The organism is Neorhizobium sp. IRS_2294, from assembly GCF_050500145.1.
Lineage (GTDB): Bacteria > Pseudomonadota > Alphaproteobacteria > Rhizobiales > Rhizobiaceae > Neorhizobium > Neorhizobium soli.
On the sequence record NZ_CP191439.1, the window covers coordinates 296,219 to 317,985 of the forward strand.

20 protein-coding genes are annotated in these 21,767 nt (G+C 61.3%); 18 read left to right on the forward strand and 2 right to left on the reverse strand.

Going from position 1 to position 21,767, the window contains the following annotated elements; all coding sequences use genetic code 11:
* Positions 1–102: 102 nt before the first annotated feature.
* The 3 genes from mutS (at position 103) to ACQY1K_RS01535 (ending at position 4,301) form a co-directional block, all read left to right on the forward strand.
* The gene (mutS, locus tag ACQY1K_RS01525; protein WP_430258862.1) at positions 103–2,751 is read left to right on the forward strand and encodes a DNA mismatch repair protein MutS; all 2,649 of its coding nucleotides are present in this window, start codon (positions 103–105) and stop codon (positions 2,749–2,751) included.
* Positions 2,752–2,781: 30 nt separating this feature from the next.
* On the forward strand, positions 2,782–3,264 hold the full coding sequence (gene greA, locus ACQY1K_RS01530) for a transcription elongation factor GreA (RefSeq protein ID WP_092663754.1): 483 nt from the start codon (positions 2,782–2,784) through the stop codon (positions 3,262–3,264).
* 92 nt (positions 3,265–3,356) lie between these two features.
* On the forward strand, positions 3,357–4,301 hold the full coding sequence (locus ACQY1K_RS01535) for an MYG1 family protein (RefSeq protein WP_430258129.1): 945 nt from the start codon (positions 3,357–3,359) through the stop codon (positions 4,299–4,301).
* 4 nt (positions 4,302–4,305) lie between these two features.
* Here ACQY1K_RS01535 and ACQY1K_RS01540 read toward each other — a convergent pair whose 3' ends face one another.
* Complete coding sequence (locus ACQY1K_RS01540; protein WP_430258130.1) at positions 4,306–5,358, reverse strand: alpha/beta hydrolase family protein; 1,053 nt, start codon at positions 5,356–5,358, stop codon at positions 4,306–4,308.
* 126 nt (positions 5,359–5,484) lie between these two features.
* Here ACQY1K_RS01540 and ACQY1K_RS01545 point away from each other — a divergent pair, with 126 nt between their 5' ends.
* The 3 genes from ACQY1K_RS01545 (at position 5,485) to murJ (ending at position 11,359) form a co-directional block, all read left to right on the forward strand.
* Complete coding sequence (locus ACQY1K_RS01545; RefSeq protein WP_430255808.1) at positions 5,485–6,549, forward strand: helix-turn-helix domain-containing protein; 1,065 nt, start codon at positions 5,485–5,487, stop codon at positions 6,547–6,549.
* A 175-nt stretch (positions 6,550–6,724) separates the two neighbouring features.
* Complete coding sequence (locus ACQY1K_RS01550; RefSeq protein WP_430258131.1) at positions 6,725–9,595, forward strand: [protein-PII] uridylyltransferase; 2,871 nt, start codon at positions 6,725–6,727, stop codon at positions 9,593–9,595.
* 171 nt (positions 9,596–9,766) lie between these two features.
* Positions 9,767–11,359 carry a murein biosynthesis integral membrane protein MurJ gene (murJ, locus tag ACQY1K_RS01555; RefSeq protein WP_430258132.1) on the forward strand — a complete coding sequence of 531 codons (1,593 nt, stop codon included), beginning with the start codon at positions 9,767–9,769 and terminating at the stop codon, positions 11,357–11,359.
* 2 nt (positions 11,360–11,361) lie between these two features.
* On the opposite strand, the gene ACQY1K_RS01560 is transcribed toward murJ, so the two are convergent.
* A complete protein-coding gene (locus ACQY1K_RS01560; RefSeq protein ID WP_062454008.1) occupies positions 11,362–11,853 on the reverse strand; it encodes a YcbK family protein in 492 nt (163 codons plus the stop codon).
* Between the two features lie 225 nt (positions 11,854–12,078).
* Between ACQY1K_RS01560 and ACQY1K_RS01565 the strand changes: the two genes are divergently transcribed.
* The 12 genes from ACQY1K_RS01565 (at position 12,079) to ACQY1K_RS01620 (ending at position 21,766) form a co-directional block, all read left to right on the forward strand.
* Positions 12,079–12,486 carry a VOC family protein gene (locus ACQY1K_RS01565; protein ID WP_430258134.1) on the forward strand — a complete coding sequence of 136 codons (408 nt, stop codon included), beginning with the start codon at positions 12,079–12,081 and terminating at the stop codon, positions 12,484–12,486.
* Between the two features lie 138 nt (positions 12,487–12,624).
* On the forward strand, positions 12,625–13,689 hold the full coding sequence (gene trpS / locus ACQY1K_RS01570; protein ID WP_430258135.1) for a tryptophan--tRNA ligase: 1,065 nt from the start codon (positions 12,625–12,627) through the stop codon (positions 13,687–13,689).
* A 116-nt stretch (positions 13,690–13,805) separates the two neighbouring features.
* Positions 13,806–14,297, forward strand: a complete 492-nt coding sequence (locus ACQY1K_RS01575; protein WP_430258136.1) for a universal stress protein — start codon at positions 13,806–13,808, stop codon at positions 14,295–14,297.
* Positions 14,298–14,418: 121 nt separating this feature from the next.
* The gene (locus ACQY1K_RS01580; RefSeq protein ID WP_174195519.1) at positions 14,419–14,985 is read left to right on the forward strand and encodes a NifU family protein; all 567 of its coding nucleotides are present in this window, start codon (positions 14,419–14,421) and stop codon (positions 14,983–14,985) included.
* A 21-nt stretch (positions 14,986–15,006) separates the two neighbouring features.
* On the forward strand, positions 15,007–15,660 hold the full coding sequence (gene tsaB, locus ACQY1K_RS01585) for a tRNA (adenosine(37)-N6)-threonylcarbamoyltransferase complex dimerization subunit type 1 TsaB (RefSeq protein WP_430258137.1): 654 nt from the start codon (positions 15,007–15,009) through the stop codon (positions 15,658–15,660).
* A gap of 39 nt (positions 15,661–15,699) precedes the next feature.
* Positions 15,700–16,194 carry a GNAT family N-acetyltransferase gene (locus ACQY1K_RS01590; RefSeq protein ID WP_092663734.1) on the forward strand — a complete coding sequence of 165 codons (495 nt, stop codon included), beginning with the start codon at positions 15,700–15,702 and terminating at the stop codon, positions 16,192–16,194.
* A gap of 38 nt (positions 16,195–16,232) precedes the next feature.
* Positions 16,233–16,658, forward strand: a complete 426-nt coding sequence (locus ACQY1K_RS01595; protein ID WP_062454001.1) for a Fur family transcriptional regulator — start codon at positions 16,233–16,235, stop codon at positions 16,656–16,658.
* Positions 16,659–16,697: 39 nt separating this feature from the next.
* Positions 16,698–17,501: a lysophospholipid acyltransferase family protein gene (locus tag ACQY1K_RS01600; protein ID WP_062454000.1), complete on the forward strand. Its 804-nt coding sequence runs from the start codon at positions 16,698–16,700 to the stop codon at positions 17,499–17,501.
* A 42-nt stretch (positions 17,502–17,543) separates the two neighbouring features.
* Positions 17,544–18,953, forward strand: coding sequence for a tRNA (N6-isopentenyl adenosine(37)-C2)-methylthiotransferase MiaB (gene miaB, locus ACQY1K_RS01605; protein ID WP_430258139.1), 1,410 nt, complete (start codon positions 17,544–17,546; stop codon positions 18,951–18,953).
* A gap of 24 nt (positions 18,954–18,977) precedes the next feature.
* Positions 18,978–20,033, forward strand: coding sequence for a PhoH family protein (locus ACQY1K_RS01610; RefSeq protein ID WP_062453998.1), 1,056 nt, complete (start codon positions 18,978–18,980; stop codon positions 20,031–20,033).
* A 17-nt stretch (positions 20,034–20,050) separates the two neighbouring features.
* Positions 20,051–20,560 (forward strand): rRNA maturation RNase YbeY, encoded by a 510-nt coding sequence (ybeY, locus tag ACQY1K_RS01615; RefSeq protein ID WP_062578871.1) that lies wholly within the window; start codon positions 20,051–20,053, stop codon positions 20,558–20,560.
* 9 nt (positions 20,561–20,569) lie between these two features.
* Complete coding sequence (locus tag ACQY1K_RS01620; RefSeq protein WP_113166986.1) at positions 20,570–21,766, forward strand: hemolysin family protein; 1,197 nt, start codon at positions 20,570–20,572, stop codon at positions 21,764–21,766.
* Position 21,767 lies beyond the last annotated feature (1 nt).

Here is a 21,767-nt window from a genome sequence, read left to right on the forward strand (position 1 = left end):
GCAACAAACATTGGTGCCGTGACCCATTTTCAAAGACCTACGCTCGATGCCCTGACGACCGACCAGCTGGCTTCGGAGGAAAGCCGCGCGTCGGCAACGCCGATGATGGAACAGTTCATCGAGATCAAGGCCAACAATCCCGGATCGCTGCTGTTCTATCGGATGGGCGATTTTTACGAGCTGTTCTTCGAGGATGCGATCGATGCCTCGCGCGCGCTCGGCATTACGCTGACCAGGCGAGGCCAGCATATGGGGCAGGACATTCCGATGTGCGGCGTACCCGTGCATGCAGCGGATGACTATCTGCAGCGGCTGATCATGCTCGGCTTTCGCGTCGCCGTCTGCGAACAGGTGGAAGATCCGGCGGAAGCGAAGAAGCGCGGCTCCAAATCGGTCGTCAAACGCGATGTCGTGCGTCTCGTCACGCCCGGCACGATCACCGAGGAGAAGCTGCTCGTCGCCTCGGAATCCAACTACCTGATGACGCTTGCCCGCATCAAGGGCGCCGCCGAACCGCTGATGGCGCTTGCCTGGATCGATATCTCCACCGGCGTCTTCCGGCTGGCGGAAACCGAGCCCTCGCGCCTGCTGGCCGACATCCTGCGGATCGAGCCGCGCGAACTGATCATGCCGGATACGATGTTTCACGATGCGGAACTGAAGCCGGTCTTCGACGTGCTTGGCCGCGTCGCTGTGCCGCAGCCTTCGGTCCTGTTCGACAGCGCCACCTCGGAAGGCCGCATCGCGCGCTATTTCGGCGTCGGCACGCTAGATGGCTTCGGCACGTTTTCCCGCGCTGAAATGGCAGCGGCCGCAGCTGCCATCGCCTATGTGGAAAAGACCCAGATGGCGGAGCGCCCGCCGCTCGGCCGGCCGGAGCGCGAAAGCGGCGCCTCGACGCTGTTCATCGATCCAGCCACCCGCGGCAATCTGGAACTGACGAAAACCTTGTCAGGCGAGCGCGAAGGCACGCTCCTGAAAGCGATCGACCGAACCGTCACCGGCGGCGGTGCAAGGCTTCTGGCCGAACGGCTGATGTCGCCGCTGACGGATCCGGACCGCATCAACCGAAGGCTCGATTCCGTCTCCTTCCTCGGGGACGAGCCGGGCCTGTGTTCGGATCTGCGCTCCTCGCTGAAACACGTGCCGGATATGCCGCGCGCTTTGTCACGTCTGGCGCTCGATCGCGGCGGCCCGCGTGATCTCGGCGCGATCCTTGCTGGCCTTGAAGCAGCGCGTGGCGTTGCAAGCTTCCTCAGTGGTGCCATGCTGCCGCAGGAACTGTCGGAAGCGCTCGATGATCTGAAGATGCTGCCGGGGGAACTCGAAACCCTGCTTGGCACCACGCTTGCGCAAGACCTTCCGCTCCTCAAGCGCGATGGCGGCTTTCTTGCGGATGGTGCACGTGCCGAACTGGACGAGGTCCGCGCACTGCGCGATCAGTCGCGCAAGGTCATCGCCGGGCTGCAGCTGCAATATGCCGAAGAGACCGGTATCAAGTCGCTCAAGATCAAGCACAACAACGTGCTTGGCTACTTTATCGAAGTGACCGCTGGCAATGCCGGCCCGATGACCGATACGCCAGAGGGCAAGGCGCGCTTCATCCATCGCCAGACCATGGCGAATGCGATGCGCTTCACCACGACCGAACTGGCCGATCTCGAAAGCCGCATCGCCAACGCCGCCGACCGGGCGCTAACGATCGAGCTCGAAGCCTTCCGTCTCATGGTCGAGGCGGTGATTGGCGAAGCCGAGGCCATCAAGGCCGGCGCCCGCGCGCTTGCCATCGTGGATGTCGCAGCCGGACTTGCGATGCTTGCCGAGGAGTGGGACTACCGCCGCCCGGCGGTCGATGCGTCGCGCATGTTCGCGATCGAAGGCGGCCGCCATCCGGTCGTCGAGCAGGCCCTGCGCCGTCAGTCATCAGGCCCGTTCATCGCCAACGAATGCGATCTCTCGCCCGCCGGAACCGACGAGTTCGGTGCCCTCTGGCTTCTGACCGGCCCCAACATGGGCGGTAAATCGACGTTTCTGCGCCAGAACGCGCTGATTGCCATCCTCGCTCAGATGGGGTCCTTCGTTCCTGCCGCGTCCGCCCATATCGGCATCGTCGACCGCCTGTTTTCCCGCGTCGGAGCCTCCGACGATCTTGCCCGGGGCCGTTCCACCTTCATGGTCGAAATGGTCGAGACAGCCGCGATCCTCAACCAGGCGACCGACCGTTCGCTGGTCATCCTTGATGAGATCGGCCGCGGCACGGCAACCTTCGACGGCCTGTCGATTGCCTGGGCCGCAGTCGAGCACCTGCACGAAGGCAACCGCTGCCGTGGGCTGTTCGCCACCCATTTCCACGAACTCACCGTGCTCTCGGAAAAGCTCAACCGCCTTTCCAATGCCACGATGAAGGTCAAGGAATGGGACGGCGAGGTCATCTTCCTGCATGAAGTCGGACCCGGTGCTGCCGATCGCTCCTACGGTATCCAGGTCGCACGGCTTGCCGGCCTGCCCGACAGCGTTGTCGCCCGTGCCCGAGATGTGCTGACCAAGCTTGAGGACAGCGATCGCAAGAACCCCGCAAGCCAGCTCATCGACGATCTGCCGCTATTCCAGGTGGCGGTGAGAAAAGATGAGATGAAGCGCGGTCCGTCAAAGGTCGAGGAAACGCTGAAAGCCATCAATCCGGACGAAATGAGCCCGCGCGATGCGCTCGACGCCCTATATGCGTTGAAGAAGCAACTTGCGGCCAAGTAAGGCCGCATCTCAGTTGAAAGGAACACGCACGTGAGCGTCGCCTTCGTGAAGGAAGAAAGTGCCGAAACCGCAGCGGAAACCCAGCTGCCGGACAGGCCTGTCTCGTCGCATCCCAACCTCGTCACCGAGGCCGGCCTGAAGGCGCTAGAGGCGCAGCTTCGTACCGCAAAGGAGGCTTTTGACGCGGCCAACACGGTTGAGGACGTCAACGAGCGCCGCCGCCAGGCCGCAGGTCCCGCGCGCGACCTCCGCTACTTCGCCGAGAGGCTGCACAGCGCTCAGCTAGTGCCTGCACCGGTTTCGACTGAAGTCGTCGCCTTCGGCAACACGGTGCGCTTCAGCCGTGACGACGGCCGCGAACAGGCTTATCGCATCGTTGGCGAGGATGAGGCCGATCCGAAGGAAGGTTCGATCTCCTACGTTTCTCCCGTTGCAAGTGCGCTTCTGGGCAAGTCGGTCGGCGATGTCGTGACCGTAAACGGTCATGAACTCGAAATTACTGCAATTTCCTGACGCATTCTCCTGAAACCACACCTCAGCGCTTGAGAAGGCCCTCCGCTCCGGCTATCTGATTCTTTCCATTGAAAGAAAAGGCTGATCGCGGCATGACTCCAGATTATCTCGTCACCCATTCCGGTGGCTTCCATGCCGACGAACTCCTGTCCAGTGTCATCCTGACGCGGCTGTTCCCCGATGCACGCATCGTCCGCAGCCGGGCTCCCGAATGGATCACGCCGGGTGGCGACCGCATCATCTACGACGTCGGCGGCTCCTTCGACGCGCAGGCGCAGATTTTCGATCATCACCAGCGCGGTGCGCCCTTGCGCGAAGACGGTGCGCCGTTCAGTTCCTTCGGCCTGATCTGGAAGCACTACGGCCGCGATTACCTGCTCGCCTTCGGCGTACCGGAAGCCCATGTCGAGGCGGTGCACGCAGCCTTCGACACCAAGTTCGTGCTGCCGATCGACCTGATGGACAATGGCGCGCTCAGCCCCTCGGCCGCAGGTCCGATGGCCGGCCTGACACTGCCGTCGCTTCTCGAAACCCTGAAGCCCGCCTTTGACGAAAAGGACGAAGGCGCCGATGATCGCGCCTTCCATGCAGCGCTTGTCATTGCCCGCGCCTTTGTCGAAGCCGGTATTTCCCAGCGCGCCGCAAAGCTGCGGGCAGAGACGCTGGTTCTGGACGCCATTGCCAAGGCCGGCGAGGGTCGCATCCTCGAATTGCCGATGGGCATGCCGTTCCGCCCCGCCATCCTGAAGGCTGGCGCCGATCAGCTTCTCTTCGTCGTCCACCCGCGCGACAAGGACTGGTGCGTCACCGGCATCCGCCGTGCCGATGACGGTTTCGAACTGCGCGCCGATCTCCCCGCCGCATGGGCCGGGCTCACCAATGCAGATCTGGAAGCCGCATCCGGTGTCGAAGGCGCCACGTTCTGCCACAACGGCCGCTTTATCGCCGCCGCCAGAACCCGCGAAGCAACGCTTGCCATGGCCGAACTCGCGGTGAAGGAGGCCCTGTCGGAAGGCCTCCGTCCTGCCGTCGGCTGAGCGCTTAGCGTTCCAGCAGCGTTCTGCGCAGAAAGACGGCGATATTGAAGAAGATCTGCTGATGCAGCTTTTCGCGTGGGATGTCGCTCACCTCATCGCAAACCGGATCATCCTCATACTGCTTCAGCAATTCGGCTCCGTTCGCATTGCAGATGCTCAGGAACGAGAAATGGTTTGCGCCGGGAACCAGCGCGTAGTTGGCCTCCGGAATATCGACCGCCAGCGACTTGGCGTTGGTGCCGGACATGATGCCGTCGCCTTCGCCGAGGTTGATGAAAAGCATCGGCCTGCCGATGCCGGCAAGACTTTCGTTCTGGTAAGCCACGGCAAAGCCCGGATCGATCGCAATTACCGCCGAAACGCGTTTGTCGCCATAACCACCTTCGAATGCCTCCCGGTCGACCTTGGAGAAATCCACCCCGCCTTTCTGAAACCAGTTGCAGCCCGCATCCTTGCCGCCTGCCTCCGCGCAATGGGCAACAAAGGTCTGCAGCGACGCGTGGGCACCGGCGGTCAGCATCATCGTGTTGCCCCCAAGTGAAAAGCCGATGCCGCCGATCCGCTCCTTGTCAACAAGCGCGCTCCAGGTGGCGCTCGTCGTCAGTGTATCGATCAGGGCCGAAACATCCTGTGCCCGCTCCCAGATCTTGAAGCTTTCCACCGGAATGGAATCGCCTGAGGTCGAGTGGATATGATTGGGTGCCGCAACGATGAAGCCGTTGCGCGCGAGTTCTGTCGAAAGCCAGCCCAGCCCCGCTGCATTGCCGCCCGAGCCATGGCTCAAAATGACCAGCGGAAACTTCTCCTGCACCGGCGTGGCATTACGGCGAGCAGGCACGCCGACCCACAGAGCATCGGCACCCAGCGTATAGGGATCGCCGTCGGCCTTTGCCGGATAGGTGATCAGCACTCTCTCGGGTTGGGTTCGATGCGAAGGATTGATCTGGATCCACTGGGTTCCCGCCTCGAAGGCGAAGGCCGGCAAGGCGGTTGCGGAATACCCGAAACCGATCAGGGCAAGGGTTGCAAGGCGAAGGCGGGGTAGGGGCAGGGCCATGGAAATCTCCATCGGGGTTGTGAACGGCACCACCCTTGCGCCTGTATCTGCCTGCCTTTCGACCTCGATCGTGATATGGTCGGACCTCAAACATGTTTCAGGCCATTTACCGCCGGGGTCACTGCAGTGCTCTCTATCCCTTTGCCGTTTCTGGTCGGTATCGTCTTTGCCCTTGCGCTCTATCACAGCCTCAAGGGCGTCGACGTGCCGGGAAGCCGTCGCTACTTCATTGCATTTGTCGTTCTCTATGCGGCCCAGGGCTTGGTCGTCGGCCTTCATTTTGGCTACGGCATAACGGCGCTCGCACCGGTTCAGCCGGTCACGGCCTCCGTCATGCCGCCGCTTGCGTTTCTCGCCTTCCAGTCGCTTTCCGGCGGCGGCCGATCTGCGCCCTGGCGCCACCTCGCCGCACCGCTTTGCGTCGGCGCTTCCGTCCTTTTTGTACCGATCCTGGTCGATCCGCTCCTGCTGGTGATCTTTCTCTTTTACGGCGTCGCCCTCTGGCGGCTGATCCGTTCGGAAGGTTCCGATCTCATGGTCGAAGCCAGCCTTCAGCGAATGCGTCCCGCCCTACGGGCCGCCAGAATGACGGCCGCGCTGATGCTGTTTTTCGCAGTCAGCGATGCTGCCCTCTCGGTCTACACGACGTTCAACGGGAGGGACGACATTCCGCTTGTCCTGACGGCGATCAACATCGTCGTTCTCGTGGTAACCGGCATCTACTATTTTGCACCGGAAGCTGCAGAAAGCCCGCTGCCGAACGGGAAGGCACCGGAAGCCAATCCACAGGATGAGCGTCTCGTCCAGCGCGCGACAGAGGCTTTGGATCGGGACGGTCTCTACCGCGACGAAAACCTCAGTCTTGCGAAACTGGCCCGCAAGGCCGGCGTCCCTGCGCGGGATCTGTCGGTTGCCATCAATCGCGCAACCGGCCTCAACATCTCGCAGTTCGTCAACAGACGCCGGATCGCGGAAGCATGTCTGCTGCTTCGCGAAACCCGCCGGCCGGCGACGGTCATCATGTTCGATGTCGGGTTTTCCACCAAGTCGAACTTCAACCGCGAGTTTCGCCGCATCACCGGCATGAGCCCGCGTCAGTGGCGCAGCGGATCGAAGTCTATCGCAGACCCGGGCAATATCGGGCTTGACGTTCCGGTCGCGAACAAACAACTTGGCGCCGTCAAGCCGTGACCGTGGTAAGCACGCTGCTCACATGCGGAGCGCTCTGCGGTAACGGCTGCGCAACAAAAATGAGCTAAAGCGTATGAGGCAGGGCCGCAGGGACCTGGGAACGCTTTAGGGGAGGTGCCCGAAATCCGTTGTCGTCTCCATCGGGAATGGAGAGGACGGGCACCGGCAGGAAGACATGGCCAAGCAAGCAACAAGACAAGATCATCGTCACGATATCGATTTTTCCGAACTGATGGACGTCGCCGGCCTGCAGACGAAATGCCGCGAGGCGCTCGGAACCAAGGATCGGCCGCTGCTGGAATCGCGGGCAGCTCTCCTGCCGATCCTGCGGCAGGCCAGTGTCGACGGTCGCGAAAAGGCACGCGAACTGCTGAGCCAGGATGGCAGCGGTCTTCGCTGCGCCCGCCGCATATCCTGGATCCAGGACCAGCTGATCTGCGTCCTCAATGAAACCATCACCGAGAGCCTCTATCCGGAAGGCCGCGAGATCGCCGTTGCCGCCACCGGCGGTTACGGCCGCGGCACGCTCGCGCCAGGGTCCGATATCGATCTTCTTTTCCTGCTGCCCGAAAAGAATTCCGATGCCATGCGCAAGGCGGTGGAATTCCTGCTCTATCTCCTGTGGGACATGGGCTTCAAGGTCGGCCATGCCACCCGCACGGTGGAGGAATGCATTCGCCTGTCGAAAACCGACATGACGATCCGCACCGCCATTCTCGAATGCCGCCCGATCTGCGGCAGCGGCGCGCTGGTCAATCAGCTGATGTCGCGCTTCGATCTGGAAGTCGTCGCCGGCACCGGTCCGGAATTCGTCGCCGCCAAACTTGCCGAGCGCGACCAGCGCCACAAGAAGGCTGGCGACACACGCTATCTGGTCGAGCCCAACGTCAAGGAGGGCAAGGGCGGCCTGCGCGACCTGCACACGCTGTTCTGGATCGCCAAATATTACTACCGCGTCCGCGAAACGACCGAACTCGTCAAGCTCGGCGTCCTCTCGCGCGAAGAGGCACGGTCCTTCGAAAAGGCCGACGACTTTCTCTGGGCGGTGCGCTGCCAGATGCATTTTCTGACGGGCAAGGCAGAGGAACGTCTGTCGTTCGACATTCAGCGCGATATCGCGGCAAGCCTCGGTTACAACGCGCGGCCTGGCCTCTCCTCCGTCGAACGCTTCATGAAGCACTATTTCCTGGTCGCGAAGAACGTCGGCGATCTTACCCGCATTCTTTGCGCAGCGCTGGAGGACCAGCAGGCGAAGGCCGCACCGGGCCTCACCCAGCGCGTCATCTCGCGCTTCACCAAACGGCTGCACAAGATCGCCGGCTCCGTCGAATTCGTGGAGGACCGCGGTCGCATCACGCTGGCTGATCCGGGCGTCTTCAAGCGCGATCCGGTCAGCCTGATCCGCTTCTTCCACGTGGCGGACCTGACCGGGTTGGAACTGCATCCTGACGCGCTGAAAAGCATCACCCGATCGCTTTCGCTTATCGACAGTGCCCTGCGCGAAGACGACGAGGCGAACCGCCTCTTTCTCTCCATCCTCACCTCTAGGCGGGATCCCGGCCTGATGCTGCGGCGAATGAACGAGGCCGGCGTGCTCGGCCGCTTCATTCCCGAATTCGGCAAGGTCGTGGCGATGATGCAGTTCAACATGTATCACCACTATACGGTCGACGAGCACCTGATCCGCTCGGTCGATGCGCTGTCGGAGATCGATCACGGCCGCGCGGCGGACATGCATCCGCTCGCCAACAAGCTGATGCCGACGATCGAAGAGCGCGCGGCGCTCTATGTCGCAGTTCTGATCCACGACATCGCCAAGGGCCGCCAGGAGGATCATTCGATCGCCGGCGCCCGAATCGCGCGCAAACTCTGCCCGCGTCTCGGTCTCAACGCCAAGCAGACCGAACTCGTCGTCTGGCTGGTGGAACAACACCTGATCATGTCGATGACGGCGCAGACCCGCGATCTGCATGATCGCAAGACCATTGCCGACTTTGCCGAAAAAGTCCGGTCGCTCGATCGCTTGAAGCTGCTGCTGGTGCTGACCATCTGCGATATCCGCGCCGTCGGCCCGGGTGTGTGGAACGGCTGGAAGGGTCAGCTTCTGCGCACCCTCTACTATGAAACGGAACTGCGTCTCTCCGGCGGCTTCTCCGAAGCATCCGGCAAGGAGCGGGCCAAGGTGGCGGAGGAAGATCTCGCCAACGCCCTGTCCGACTGGAGCCAGCAGGACCGCGAGGCGCTGGTGAAGCTCCATTACCAGCCGTATCTCCTCTCCGTGCCCGTCGAGGACCAGGTGCGCCACGCAAGCTTCATCCGTGAAACCGACAAGGCCGGCAAGCCGCTCGCCACCATGGTGCGCACCAACAGTTTTCGGGCGATCACCGAAATCACCGTTCTCGCCCCCGACCATCCGCGTCTTCTATCGATCATCGCAGGCGCCTGCGCGGCTGCCGGTGCCAATATCGCCGATGCGCAGATCTTCACCACCTCCGATGGCCGTGCGCTCGATACGATCCACATCAACCGGGAATTTGCCGTCGATGACGACGAAATGCGCCGTGGCGGCACGATCGGACGGATGATCGAGGATGTGCTTGCCGGCAAGAAGCGCCTGCCGGAAGTCATCGCCATCCGCGCGAAAGCCAAGAAGAACAAGAACAAGGCCTTCGATATCCCGCCGTCCGCGATCATCTCCAACGGGCTTTCCAACAAATTCACCGTCGTCGAGGTCGAATGCCTCGACCGGACCGGTCTGCTTGCGGAAATCACCGCGGCCCTTGCCGATCTCTCGCTGGATATTCAGTCGGCGCGTATCACCACGTTTGGTGAAAAGGTGATCGATACGTTCTACGTCACCGATCTCGTCGGTCACAAGGTGACCAATGAGAACCGCCAGGGCAATATCATCACCCGGCTGAAGGCGGTCATGGCGGAACAGGAAGACGAGCTTCAGGAAGCCATGCCGGATGGTATCGTCGCGCCCCAGCCGGCTGCCGCAGACGGAGCAAATGTCTTGCCGCGGAAGTCGAAAGTCGGTGTCTGAAACACGACACCGGTGCTATCCCTGCTGAACGGGTGCTTCGTTCGGTCCGATCTTTTGCGCCGCAGAAACTGTGGGGCAGGGCGCCGGCCGAACGACGCATGCCAACGCACAGGCAGAACATGAACAATCCCAGCTTCCCCAGCATGAGACCAAGCCGATGAGCCCAAACCGATGAGTCTTGCCAGAAAATTCGCAACCGTCGGCGGCGCGACGCTCGGCAGCCGCATCTTCGGTTTCGCCCGTGAAACCTTCATGGCGGCGGCCCTTGGCACCGGGCCGATGGCAGACGTGTTTTACGCGGCCTTCCGGTTTCCGAACCTGTTTCGCCGGCTGTTTGCCGAAGGCGCCTTCAACGCCGCTTTCGTTCCGCTGTTTTCCAAGGAAATCGAGGCGAACGGCGTCGACGGAGCCAAGCGGTTTTCCGAAGAGGTCTTCGGCGTCCTGTTTTCCGCGCTACTGATCATCACCATCGCCATGCAGCTGGCCATGCCCTGGCTGGTGCGGTGGGTCATTGCCCCGGGCTTTGCCGATGACGCGGAAAAGACCGCGCTGACGGTGCGCATGGCTGTCGTCATGTTCCCTTATCTCATGTGCATGTCGCTGACGGCGATGATGAGCGGCATGCTCAACTCGCTGCATCATTTCTTTGCCGCCGCCATCGCGCCGGTGTTCTTGAACGTGGTGATGATCGCAGCGCTTCTCTACGGCCTCTGGGTTGGCGCCGATCCGCGCGAAATCGCCTGGTATCTGTCGTGGAGCGTGCTGGTTGCGGGCGTGTTGCAGCTTGGCGTCGTCTACGTGGGCGTGCGCCACGCGGGCATCAATATCGGCTTTCGCCGGCCGAAGATGACACCCAACGTCAAGCGCCTGCTCTGGCTCGCGGTTCCGGCCGCGATCACCGGCGGCATTACCCAGATCAACCAGATCATCGGCCAGGCGATTGCGTCGGGCAAGGAAGGCGCAATCGCTGCCCTGCAATATGCCGACCGCATCTACCAGCTGCCGCTCGGTGTCGTCGGCGTTGCCGTCGGTGTCGTGCTCCTTCCAGAATTGTCACGGGCGCTGAAGGGCGGCCACGTCAAGGAAGCCGGCAACATCCAGAACCGCTCGATCGAATTCGTGCTGTTCCTGACGCTTCCTGCCGCTGCCGGTCTCTGGATGCTGTCGGATGCGATCATCCGCGTTCTATACGAGCGCGGTGCGTTTTCAGCGGAAAACACCACCGTCGTCGCCTCGATCCTTGCGATCTACGGTATCGGTCTTCCGGGTTTCGTGCTGATCAAGGCGCTGCAGCCGGGCTTTTATGCCCGCGAGGATACAAAGACGCCGATGCGCTTCACCATGGTGTCGGTCGTCATCAACTCCGGCCTCGCCATCACGCTGTTTCCGATGATCGCCGAACGCGGCATCGCGACGGCGGAAGCCGCGGCGGGATGGATCAACACGATCCTGCTATTCTCGACGTTGGTCTGGCGGGGTGATCTCGTCTGGGAATGGGCGCTTGCCCGGCGCACCGCCTTGCTGCTGGTCGCGACAGCGGTGATGGCAGCGGCGCTCTTCTATGCGCTTCCCTATGCCAGCCCATGGCTGCAGCCCGGCTCGCATCTCCTGACCCAGGTGCTGGCTCTGGCCTGCCTTCTGGGGATTGCGATGGTCGTCTATTTCGCCTGCGCGTTTGCGATCGGCGGTGCCGATCTCGGCATGATCAGGCGAAACATCAAGCGGAAGCCAAAGTCTGCGGTTCCACCACCGGCGGAGTCCTGATCTCAGGACTTTCCGCGGCGCTTCAGGCTTGCAAGGCTGCCCTTGCCACCTTTTCCACCTTTGCCGCAATGCGCCCAGGCACGCCGCGGGCCGACATCCACATGCACGATGCCGTTGCAGTAACGGCCGATGCCGCCGATGCCCGGGGCGCTCGCTGCTGCCGCAAGCACCCTCTTTTCGGCAACGCCGGGAACGCGAATGTCGGCGGCGTAGCAATGGCTGTGCTGTGATGTCCCAGAGCGCGGACGGTGGCCGGAGGTCACCATCGGCTTCTTGCCGGTTTCCTTGGCGATATGGGCAAGGATGGCACCCAGCTTCTCGGGAAAGCAGTTGGTCCGAACGCTGACGCGCTGGACAGTATAGTAAGCAGAGTAGTCGTGTTTGAAAGAACTGCTGCGGCGTTTCTCGCCTTTTTCGGCGGCTTGTGCGGTCGCGGATAGCGTTAGGCAGAGCGTCATGAAGCAGGACAGCGCGACGCGGTAAAAGATGCGCATACGGGTAAACCTCGGAAAATACTCACGACCGACTGGGGTCGACTTGGTGGGGGAGTATTTCTTTCCGAAAAGTGACCTCAGTATGGAGGAATTTGCCCCAAAGTGGGATTTGTCTGCCTCAGGGGTTAAACTGCGTTAACCTTGCGGTTGCTTCGGCGTTCTTGACAGGGCAGGCAGGAAGCGTCGAAGACCAATTCCCGCCACGTCAAAACAAGGTGTGCTTCAATGTCGATCCGTTCCCTTTTTCTGGTCACGCTGGTCGTTGACGACTACGATCGAGCGCTCGATTTTTACTGCGGAATCATGGGCTTTGACCTTGTCTCCGATACCCCTCTGGAAGCCACCAAGCGCTGGGTGGTGGTGCGCCCGCCGGGCAAAGAGGGGGCAGCACTCCTGCTGGCACGCGCCGACGGCGACGTCCAAACGGAGGCGATCGGCAACCAGACGGCGGGCAGGGTAAGTTTTTTCCTAAAAACCGAAGATTTTGCCGGGGATCACTCCCGTTTGTCGGCAAAAGGCGTCCGCTTCATCGAAGAACCGCGCCACGAACCCTATGGCACGGTCGCAGTGTTTGAAGATTGCTACGGCAACCTTTGGGATCTCATTCAGCACGCGGATGATGCAGCCTCTTGATCCCTCGTGGCGGGGCGTGCATAAGCCCGGCCATCAGCTACATGGCCCGCGGGGCGCAGCAGCGGCAAGCACGCACACTTGTCAGGTTGCGCAAGTCCAACGGCCTGAGGCCTTCCATCAGCCTATCGAGGATCTAGAATGAACAGCTTCAAGCCGCTCGTCTTTTCCGGTGTCCAGCCCACCGGCAATCTCCATCTCGGCAACTATCTCGGCGCCATCCGCAAGTTCGTCGCCCTACAGGAAAACAACGACTGCATCTACTGCGTCGTCGACCTGCACGCGATCACGGCCCACCTCGTGCATGACGATCTGCGCGGCCAGATCCGCTCCATCGCGGCAGCGTTCATCGCCTCCGGCATCGACCCGAAGAAGCATATCGTCTTCAACCAGTCCGCCGTGCCGCAGCATGCCGAACTTGCTTGGATCTTCAACTGCGTCGCCCGCATCGGCTGGATGAACCGGATGACCCAGTTCAAGGACAAGGCCGGCAAGGACCGCGAGAACGCCTCGCTCGGACTGCTCGCCTATCCGAGCCTGATGGCCGCCGACATTCTCGTCTACCGCGCCACCCATGTGCCTGTCGGCGATGACCAGAAGCAGCACCTGGAGCTTGCCCGCGATATCGCCCAGAAATTCAACATCGATTTCCAGGACAAGATCCGTGCGACCGGCACCGGCGTCGACATGGTCGTCGGCGAAGAGCCGATCCACGGCTATTTCCCGCTCGTCGAGCCGCTGATCGATGGTCCGGCCCCGCGCGTCATGAGCTTGCGCGACGGCACCAAGAAGATGTCGAAATCCGATCCGTCAGATCTGTCGCGCATCAACCTGATGGACGATGCCGATGAGATCCTGAAGAAAATCCGCAAGGCGAAGACCGATCCGGAAGGCCTGCCGAGCGAACTCGAAGGCCTCGAAGGGCGTCCGGAAGCAGCCAATCTCGTGGGCATCTACGCGGCACTCGCCGATCGCACCAAGGCGGATGTGCTTGCCGAATTCGGCGGCCAGCAGTTCTCGGTGTTCAAACCGGCGCTTGCCGACCTCGCCGTTCAAGTTCTGGCGCCGATTTCGCTCGAGATGCGCCGCCTGCTGGACGACACGACCCATATCGATGCCATCCTGCGTGATGGGGGCGAGCGTGCCCGTGCCCGCGCCGAAAAGGTCATGGGTGAAGTGTTCGATATCGTCGGCTTCCTGCGCTAAGCGGGAACATCGGCGAAAATCTTGCACCCGCCACGGTCGCGTGGCGGGTTTTCATTTTCGCGGGTTCGTATAATTTCGCCACAACGACAACGTCCGACGGGAATTGAGGGGGCGGCATGGTTTCGAAACGGCTTTCCAGGCTTGAGGGACATCGGCGCAAGTTCATAGCGGTCATCGATGGCACCCCCGAATGCGAGCTTGCCGTGCACTATGCCGGCCGCCGCGCGAAGAATTCCAATGGCGGCCTGGTGCTGCTTTTCGTCATCCCCGATGGGGATTTCCAGCAATGGATCGGCGTCGAGCAGATCATGCGCGCCGAAGCCATGGAAGAAGCGGAATCGATCATGGCAAAGGCCGCCCAGAGGGTGCGCGAATTGATCGGGATCGATCCGGAAATCGTCATCCGCGAGGGAAGCGCGCCCGAGCAGATCAACATGCTGGTGGAAGAGGATCGCGATATCGCCGTTCTGGTTCTGGCGGCCGGTTCGACCAAGGAAGGGCCGGGCCCGCTGGTCTCGGCCGTCGCGGGCAGGGGTGCTGCATTCCCCATTCCCGTCACCGTTCTGCCTGACACGCTGACCGACGAGGAAATCGACGCGCTCGCCTGACCTCTCTTGACCGGATTGGCAGAAAGGCGCACTTGAACCAAAAGCTGATCGCGACTATCTTCTTTGGAAGAGTTCTAAGTTTGCGGCGCCCGCTGGCGCGCACGGGTCAAGGAGACAAATCATGTTCATTCAGACGGAAGCCACACCCAATCCGGCAACCCTGAAGTTCCTGCCCGGCAAGATCGTCATGGAAAAGGGCACGGCCGATTTCCGCAATGCGAGCGAGGCCGATGCGTCTCCGCTGGCCGCCAGACTGTTCGGGATCGACGGCGTCACCGGTGTTTATTTCGGCTACGACTTCATTACCGTCTCCAAGGATAGCGCCGAGTGGCAGCATCTGAAGCCGGCCATCCTCGGCTCGATCATGGAGCATTTCATGTCCGGTCAGCCGGTCATGGGCGGTGCCTCGTCGCTTGCCGAAGATACCGATGAGGACGGCGAGTTCTACGAGGCAGACGACGAAACCCTCGTCGCGACCATCAAGGAACTGCTGGAAACCCGCGTTCGGCCGGCCGTTGCCCAAGATGGCGGCGATATCACCTTCAAGGGTTTTCGGGATGGCACGGTCTATCTCAACATGAAGGGCGCCTGCGCCGGTTGCCCGTCCTCGACCGCGACCCTGAAGCATGGCGTTCAGAACCTGCTCAAGCACTTCGTGCCTGAAGTGCAGGCCGTCGAAGCCATCTGATTTCGAAAAACAGTTCCGCACATGCTCGTTCTGGCCATCGATACTACCGGGGTTGATTGTTCCGCCGCGCTCTATGATGGCGCGTCCGGCAGACTTCTTTCGTCCGTCACTGAGACGATCGGCAAGGGTCATGCAGAGCGGCTGATGGCGATCGTCGACGAGGCGCTTGATGAAGCTGGCCTTCAACTTCCATCCGTGCAGCGTATCGCCGTCGGCATCGGCCCGGGCTCGTTTACCGGTATTCGAGTTGGCGTTGCGGCCGCCCGCGGTCTGGCACTGGCGCTCAATGTGGAATGCGTCGGCGTCACCACGCTCGAAACGCTCGCAGCAGCGCATCTTGCCAAGCATCCGGGACGCCCCGTTGTTGCCGCCATGGATGCCAAGCGGGACGAGGTCTATGCCCAGGCATTCTCATCCGAAGGCGTTGCGCTCAGCGAACCCGCGGCGCTGTCTCCGCACGATGCGGCGGCCCTGATTGCCCAGCTTTCGGCTGATGTCACCGGCTCATGGCGCCCGCACGAGGCGCCGGTCCTGCCTGACCATTTCGATATCGCCGTCATTGCAAGACTTGCGGCTTCAAAGCCGAAAGGTTCGCAAAAGCCGAAACCGCTTTATCTTCGTGGACCGGATGCAAAACCGCAGACAGGCTTTGCGTTGGCGCGGCAGATCTCGTAACTCCGCGTCGTTCAATTCTTTCACGCGACCGAATGCCCGATGTTTGACGATTATCTCAGCTGGAAGCCGTTTTTCGAAGTCGTCCCGATGGAGATCTCCGACTGCGTCGAAGTCTCCGAGCTTCATGGTGCGCGCTTTCCGCGCGGCTGGAACGATGGCGAATTTCAGAATCTTCTTCTTCAGAAAGGCGTGTTCGGTTTCGTCGCACGCCAGACCAACGCGTTCTTTTCCAAACCCTTCGGGGGCTTCGTGCTGGTGCGCGAAGCAGCCGGCGAGGCGGAAATTCTCACGATCGCCGTCCCCGAAAAGTTTGGCCGTCTTGGGCTCGGATGGAGGCTGATGCAGGCCGGCTTGCGCGAAGCGACATCGCGCGGCGCCGAAACAATGTTTCTCGAGGTCGAGGCCGAAAACAAGGCCGCTGTGACGCTCTATGGCAGGCTGGGTTTCAAAAAGGTCGGCGAACGCCCGGCCTATTATACCGGTGCCGATGGACGACGGTCCTCGGCGCTTGTCATGAGCCGCGTTCTTCGTTAGTTCGTGATGAAACGAGAGCATTTGAAGGCCAAAACGTCATGACGGATCTTTCCAAAAATCTGGAGGAACTGTGTGCCGAGAAGGGCATGCGCATGACGGATCAGCGCCGGGTGATCGCGCGTATCCTGCAGGACTCCGACGACCATCCGGATGTCGAGGAACTGTATCGTCGCTCCTCCAAGGTCGATCCACGGATCTCGATCTCGACCGTCTATCGCACCGTGAAACTGTTCGAGGACGAGGGCATTATCGAGCGCCACGATTTCCGTGACGGTCGCTCTCGCTACGAGACGGTGCCGGAAGAACATCACGATCACATGATCGATCTCAATGCCGGCACGGTGATCGAATTCCAATCTGCGGAGATCGAAGCGCTGCAGGAGCGCATTGCCCGCGAACTCGGCTTCCGGCTGGTCGGACACAGGCTGGAACTCTACGGCATCCCGCTCGACAAAGACGAATAGCCTGAACACGAACGGCGTGACGACAGCCAAGGATCGACAGTGATCACCTCAATCCGCATCGGGTTCATCGTCGTCTGTCTGCTGGTGGTCACGGCTGTGCTGTTGCCGTTTCAGCTGATCGGCCTCGCCTTCGATCTGAAGATGCGCCGTTATATTCCGCGCCTCTGGCACCGCACCGCCTGCTTCCTGCTCGGCATCCGCATCCACGTCCACGGTCACCTGCAGCATCGGCGCCCCCTGATGCTCGCCTCCAACCACGTCTCGTGGAAGGATATCCTCGTGCTTGGTGCTATCGCGGATGTCGTCTTCATCGCCAAGTCGGAAGTCGCCAAATGGCCGATCTTCGGCACGCTCGCGAAATTGCAGAAGACGATTTTCGTCGTCCGCGAGGAAAAACGCCGAACCGGCGACCAGATCAACGAGATTGCCGCACGCATGACGGCGGGCGAGATCGTCGTGCTCTTCCCGGAAGGCACGACGTCGGATGGCAACCGCCTGCTCGAGGTAAAGTCCTCGCTGTTCGGGGCAGCCGCTGCCGCCGTGCCGCACACGCCCCACGGCGTCGTGTATGTCCAGCCTGTATCGATCGCCTATACGCGGGTGCACGGCATGGCGATGGGTCGTTTCCACCGCCCGCTTGCGGCCTGGCCGGGGGATATCGAGCTCATGCCGCACCTGATGGGCGTGCTGAAGGAAGGCGCGATCGACGTGGATGTGGCGTTCGGCGAGACGGTCGATTTCCGCACGGGCGACAACCGCAAGCATCTCAGCCAGACCATTACCGCCCGGCTTCGCCGCATGCTGATCCGGCATCTTCGCCAAAGAGAGTACGACGCCGATTAGAACCGCTTCAAATCCGGTCCTTCTTGGAGTAAGGAGACGGCCATGAACGAACACGTCACCCTTTCGCCGGCAGAAGAGCCCGTCACCATCCCCAACACCCGCAAGGTCTTCATCAAGACCTACGGCTGTCAGATGAACGTCTACGATTCGACCCGCATGGGCGACGCGTTGGCGAGCGAAGGCTATGTCGCGACCGAAGAGATGGGCGAGGCGGATCTGATCCTTCTCAACACCTGTCATATCCGCGAGAAAGCGGCCGAAAAGGTCTATTCGGCGCTGGGCCGTCTGCGTGACATGAAAAAGGCGCGTGCCGCTGAAGGCCGTGAGCTGATGATCGGCGTTGCCGGTTGCGTCGCCCAGGCCGAAGGCGAGGAAATCATTCGCCGCGCGCCATCGGTCGACGTGGTGATCGGCCCGCAGACCTACCACCGCCTGCCGGATGCGCTGCGCAAGGCTCGCGGCGGCAAGCCGGTGGTCGATACGGAATATGCGGTCGAGGACAAGTTCAACCATCTGCCGGCCACCGACCGCAAGCTTATCCGCGCCCGCGGCGTCACGGCTTTCCTCACCGTGCAGGAAGGCTGCGACAAGTTCTGCACCTTCTGCGTCGTGCCCTATACCCGCGGCTCGGAGGTCTCCCGCTCGATCAGCCAGGTCGTGGATGAGGCCATCCGGCTGGTCGAAAGCGGCGTGCGCGAAATCACCCTGCTTGGCCAGAACGTCAATGCCTGGAGCGCTGAAGGACCAACCGGTAACGACTGGGGTCTCGCCGACCTTCTCTATCGTCTTGCTGAAATCCCGGGCCTTGCCCGCCTGCGCTATACGACAAGCCATCCGCGCGACATGGATGACCGACTGATCGAGGCGCATCGCGACCTGCGCATCCTGATGCCTTATCTGCATCTGCCTGTTCAGTCGGGATCCGACCGCATCCTGAAGGCGATGAACCGTCGCCATACGGGCGCCGAATATCTGGCGCTGATCGACCGCATCCGCAATGCCCGTCCCGATATCGCCATGTCGGGAGATTTCATCGTCGGTTTCCCGGGCGAGACCGATCAGGATTTCGAAGACACGTTGAAGATCGTCGAGGACGTCAACTACGCCTCCGCCTTCTCGTTCAAATATTCGACCCGGCCGGGAACACCCGGCGCGGATCTCACCGATCAGGTCGCTGAAGAGGTAAAAGCCGAGCGTCTCGAACGATTGCAGGCTTTGCTCTTGAAACAGCAGGCCGATTTCGCCACATCCTGTGTTGGAAAGACGATCGATCTGCTTCTGGAAAAGCCGGGACGTATGCCCGGGCAGGTGATCGGCCGTTCGCCCTGGCTCCAGTCTGTGAATGTTGATGCAAAAACATCGCAAATCGGTGAGATTATCCGTGTACGAATCATTGGTACCGGCCCGAACAGCTTGTTTGCCGAGCCGGCAGAGAGTTTAATGGGTGCCTGACCAGCAAGTGAGGAGCTTGTTTACTTGAGCGGACGAGAATCGGTTTCTTCGACAGCGCGCCACCCCAAATCAGCAGCGACCGACGCCAACCACTTTGTCCTGACGTTCGAGAACAATCGCTTCGCGAGCGAGCTGTTCGGTCAATTCGACCAGAATCTGAAACTTCTCGAACAGCGCCTCAATATTGATGCGCGGCCCCGCGGTAATTCCGTGGCCATTTCAGGCGATGTCCCAGCCACCAATCAGGCCCGTCGGGCTCTCGATACCCTCTATGAGCGAATCCAGAAGGGCGGCACCATCGAAACATCCGATGTCGAAGGAGCTATCCGCATGGCACAGGCTGCGGACGACCAGCTGCAACTGCCGACGCTCGAGAAAAAGGCCAGGCTTTCGATGAGCCAGATCTCCACCAAGAAAAAGACGATCGTCGCGCGTACCCCGACGCAGGACGCCTATATGCGGGCGCTCGATCGGGCAGAGATGGTGTTCGGCGTCGGTCCGGCCGGTACCGGCAAGACCTATCTGGCCGTGGCGCATGCCGCGCAGCTGCTGGAACGCGGTGCCGTCGACAAGATCATTCTTTCGCGTCCGGCCGTCGAGGCGGGCGAACGTCTGGGCTTCCTTCCTGGCGACATGAAGGAAAAGGTCGATCCCTATCTGCGGCCGCTCTATGACGCGCTCTACGACATGATCCCAGCCGACAAGGTCGAACGGGCAATCACCGCCGGCGTCATCGAGATCGCGCCGCTCGCCTTCATGCGCGGCCGCACGCTTGCCAATGCCGCGATCATCCTCGACGAGGCGCAGAACACGACATCGATGCAGATGAAGATGTTTCTCACCCGTCTGGGTGAAAACGCAAGAATGATCATCACCGGCGACCCGAGCCAGGTGGATTTGCCGCGCGGCGTGAAATCCGGTTTGGTCGAGGCGCTGCAGATCCTCAACGGGGTCGAAGGCATCTCGGTCATCCGCTTCAAGGATACCGACGTCGTGCGCCACCCGCTGGTTGGCCGCATCGTCCGGGCCTATGACGCGCAATATGCCGTCCACGAGGAAAGCGAGGAGGCCGGACGCTAGTCCGGTTTCCAGTCCCTATGCCCGAACTCGACATACAGATCAGCATCGACGACGAAGGCTGGCCGGAAGAGCCGGCGCTTTTGGCGTTGACGCAAAAGGTTTTCGCAGCCGCCGCCGATTATCTCGTCCGCGAAGAAGATCAACCGTTTCCGAAAATACCGCCCGAAGTCTCTCTCGTCTTTACCGACGATGATTCCATCCGGGCAATCAACGCCGAATGGCGCGGCATGGACAAGCCGACCAACGTCTTGTCTTTCCCCGCTTTTCCGCTCGAACCCGGCGGTATGCCGGGCCCGATGCTGGGCGATATCGTCATCGCAAGGCAGACTGTCGAACGCGAGGCAGTTGATCTCGACAAGAGTTTCGACGATCATCTGACCCATCTTCTGGTCCACGGCTTTCTCCATCTGTTCGGTTACGACCACATGGAAAAGGACGAGGCGGAGGAAATGGAGACACTCGAGACTCGCATTTTAGCCGGTCTCGGCCTATCTGACCCCTATGCGGGGCAGGACCCGATAGTGTAGTTTGGAACAATGAACGATTATTCGAGCAATGTCGCCCGCGAGGGCAAGGACAGTTCGGACTCACCCTCGTCGGACGAGGGAAGTAGTTCGGGACGATCCGAGCACCACCCCAAATCCCATAATACATTCTGGTCTCGGGCGGTCCGCCTGCTGCGGCCGTCGCAGGGCGAACAGCTCCGCGAGGATCTCGCCGACGCGCTGATGACCGACACCAATGTCAGCAACGCCTTTTCTCCGGAAGAGCGCGCCATGCTGCACAACATCCTCCGCTTCCGCGAGGTTCGCGTCGAGGACATCATGGTGCCGCGCGCCGATATCGAAGCCGTCGACATGAGCATGACGATCGGCGAACTGATGATCCATTTCGAGGAGACCGGCCGCTCGCGCATGCCGGTCTACAGCGACAATCTGGATGATGCCCGCGGCTTCGTGCATATCCGCGACCTTCTGTCCTATCTGGCAAAGCAGGCCCGCAATAAGCGTCGGACCGGTACCCGTGCAACGGCAGCAGCAGCCGTCGTTGCCGGTGGAGCGGTCGAGAAGCCGGCCCGTACCGCCAAGGCGGCCTTCGATCTCAGCCGCGTCAATCTCGATCAGACCGTTGCCGAGGCAGGCCTGGTGCGCAAGCTTTTGTTTGTGCCGCCCTCGATGCTGGCATCCGAGCTGATGAGCACCATGCAGGCCGCCCGTACCCAGATGGCGCTCGTGATCGACGAATACGGCGGCACCGATGGTCTCGTGTCGCATGAGGATATCGTCGAGATGGTGATCGGCGATGTCGAGGACGAGCATGACGACGAGGAAGTGATGTTCTCGCGTGCCGGCGACGATATTTTCATTGCCGATGCCCGTATCGAGCTGATGGAAATCTCCAAGGCAATCGGCTCCGATTTCGACGTGCGGGACCGGCTGGACGACGTCGATACGCTAGGCGGATTGATCTTCTCAGCGCTCGGTCGCATTCCGGTGCGCGGTGAAGTGGTGCAGGCGGTGCCAGGCTTCGAATTCCAGATCCTCGACGCCGATCCGCGCCGCATCAAGCGTGTCCGGATCATGCGCAAGCGCGCGCTCGTTCGCCGCAGGCAGCTGAAGGGTGAGGCCGAACCCGTGGCCGACACGCAGCAGAAGGCGATTACCGACGGGACGCCGACCGTGCTTCTGGCGGCTCCCTCGTCCGACCGCAGCAACGATCATCCATCGGCCTGAG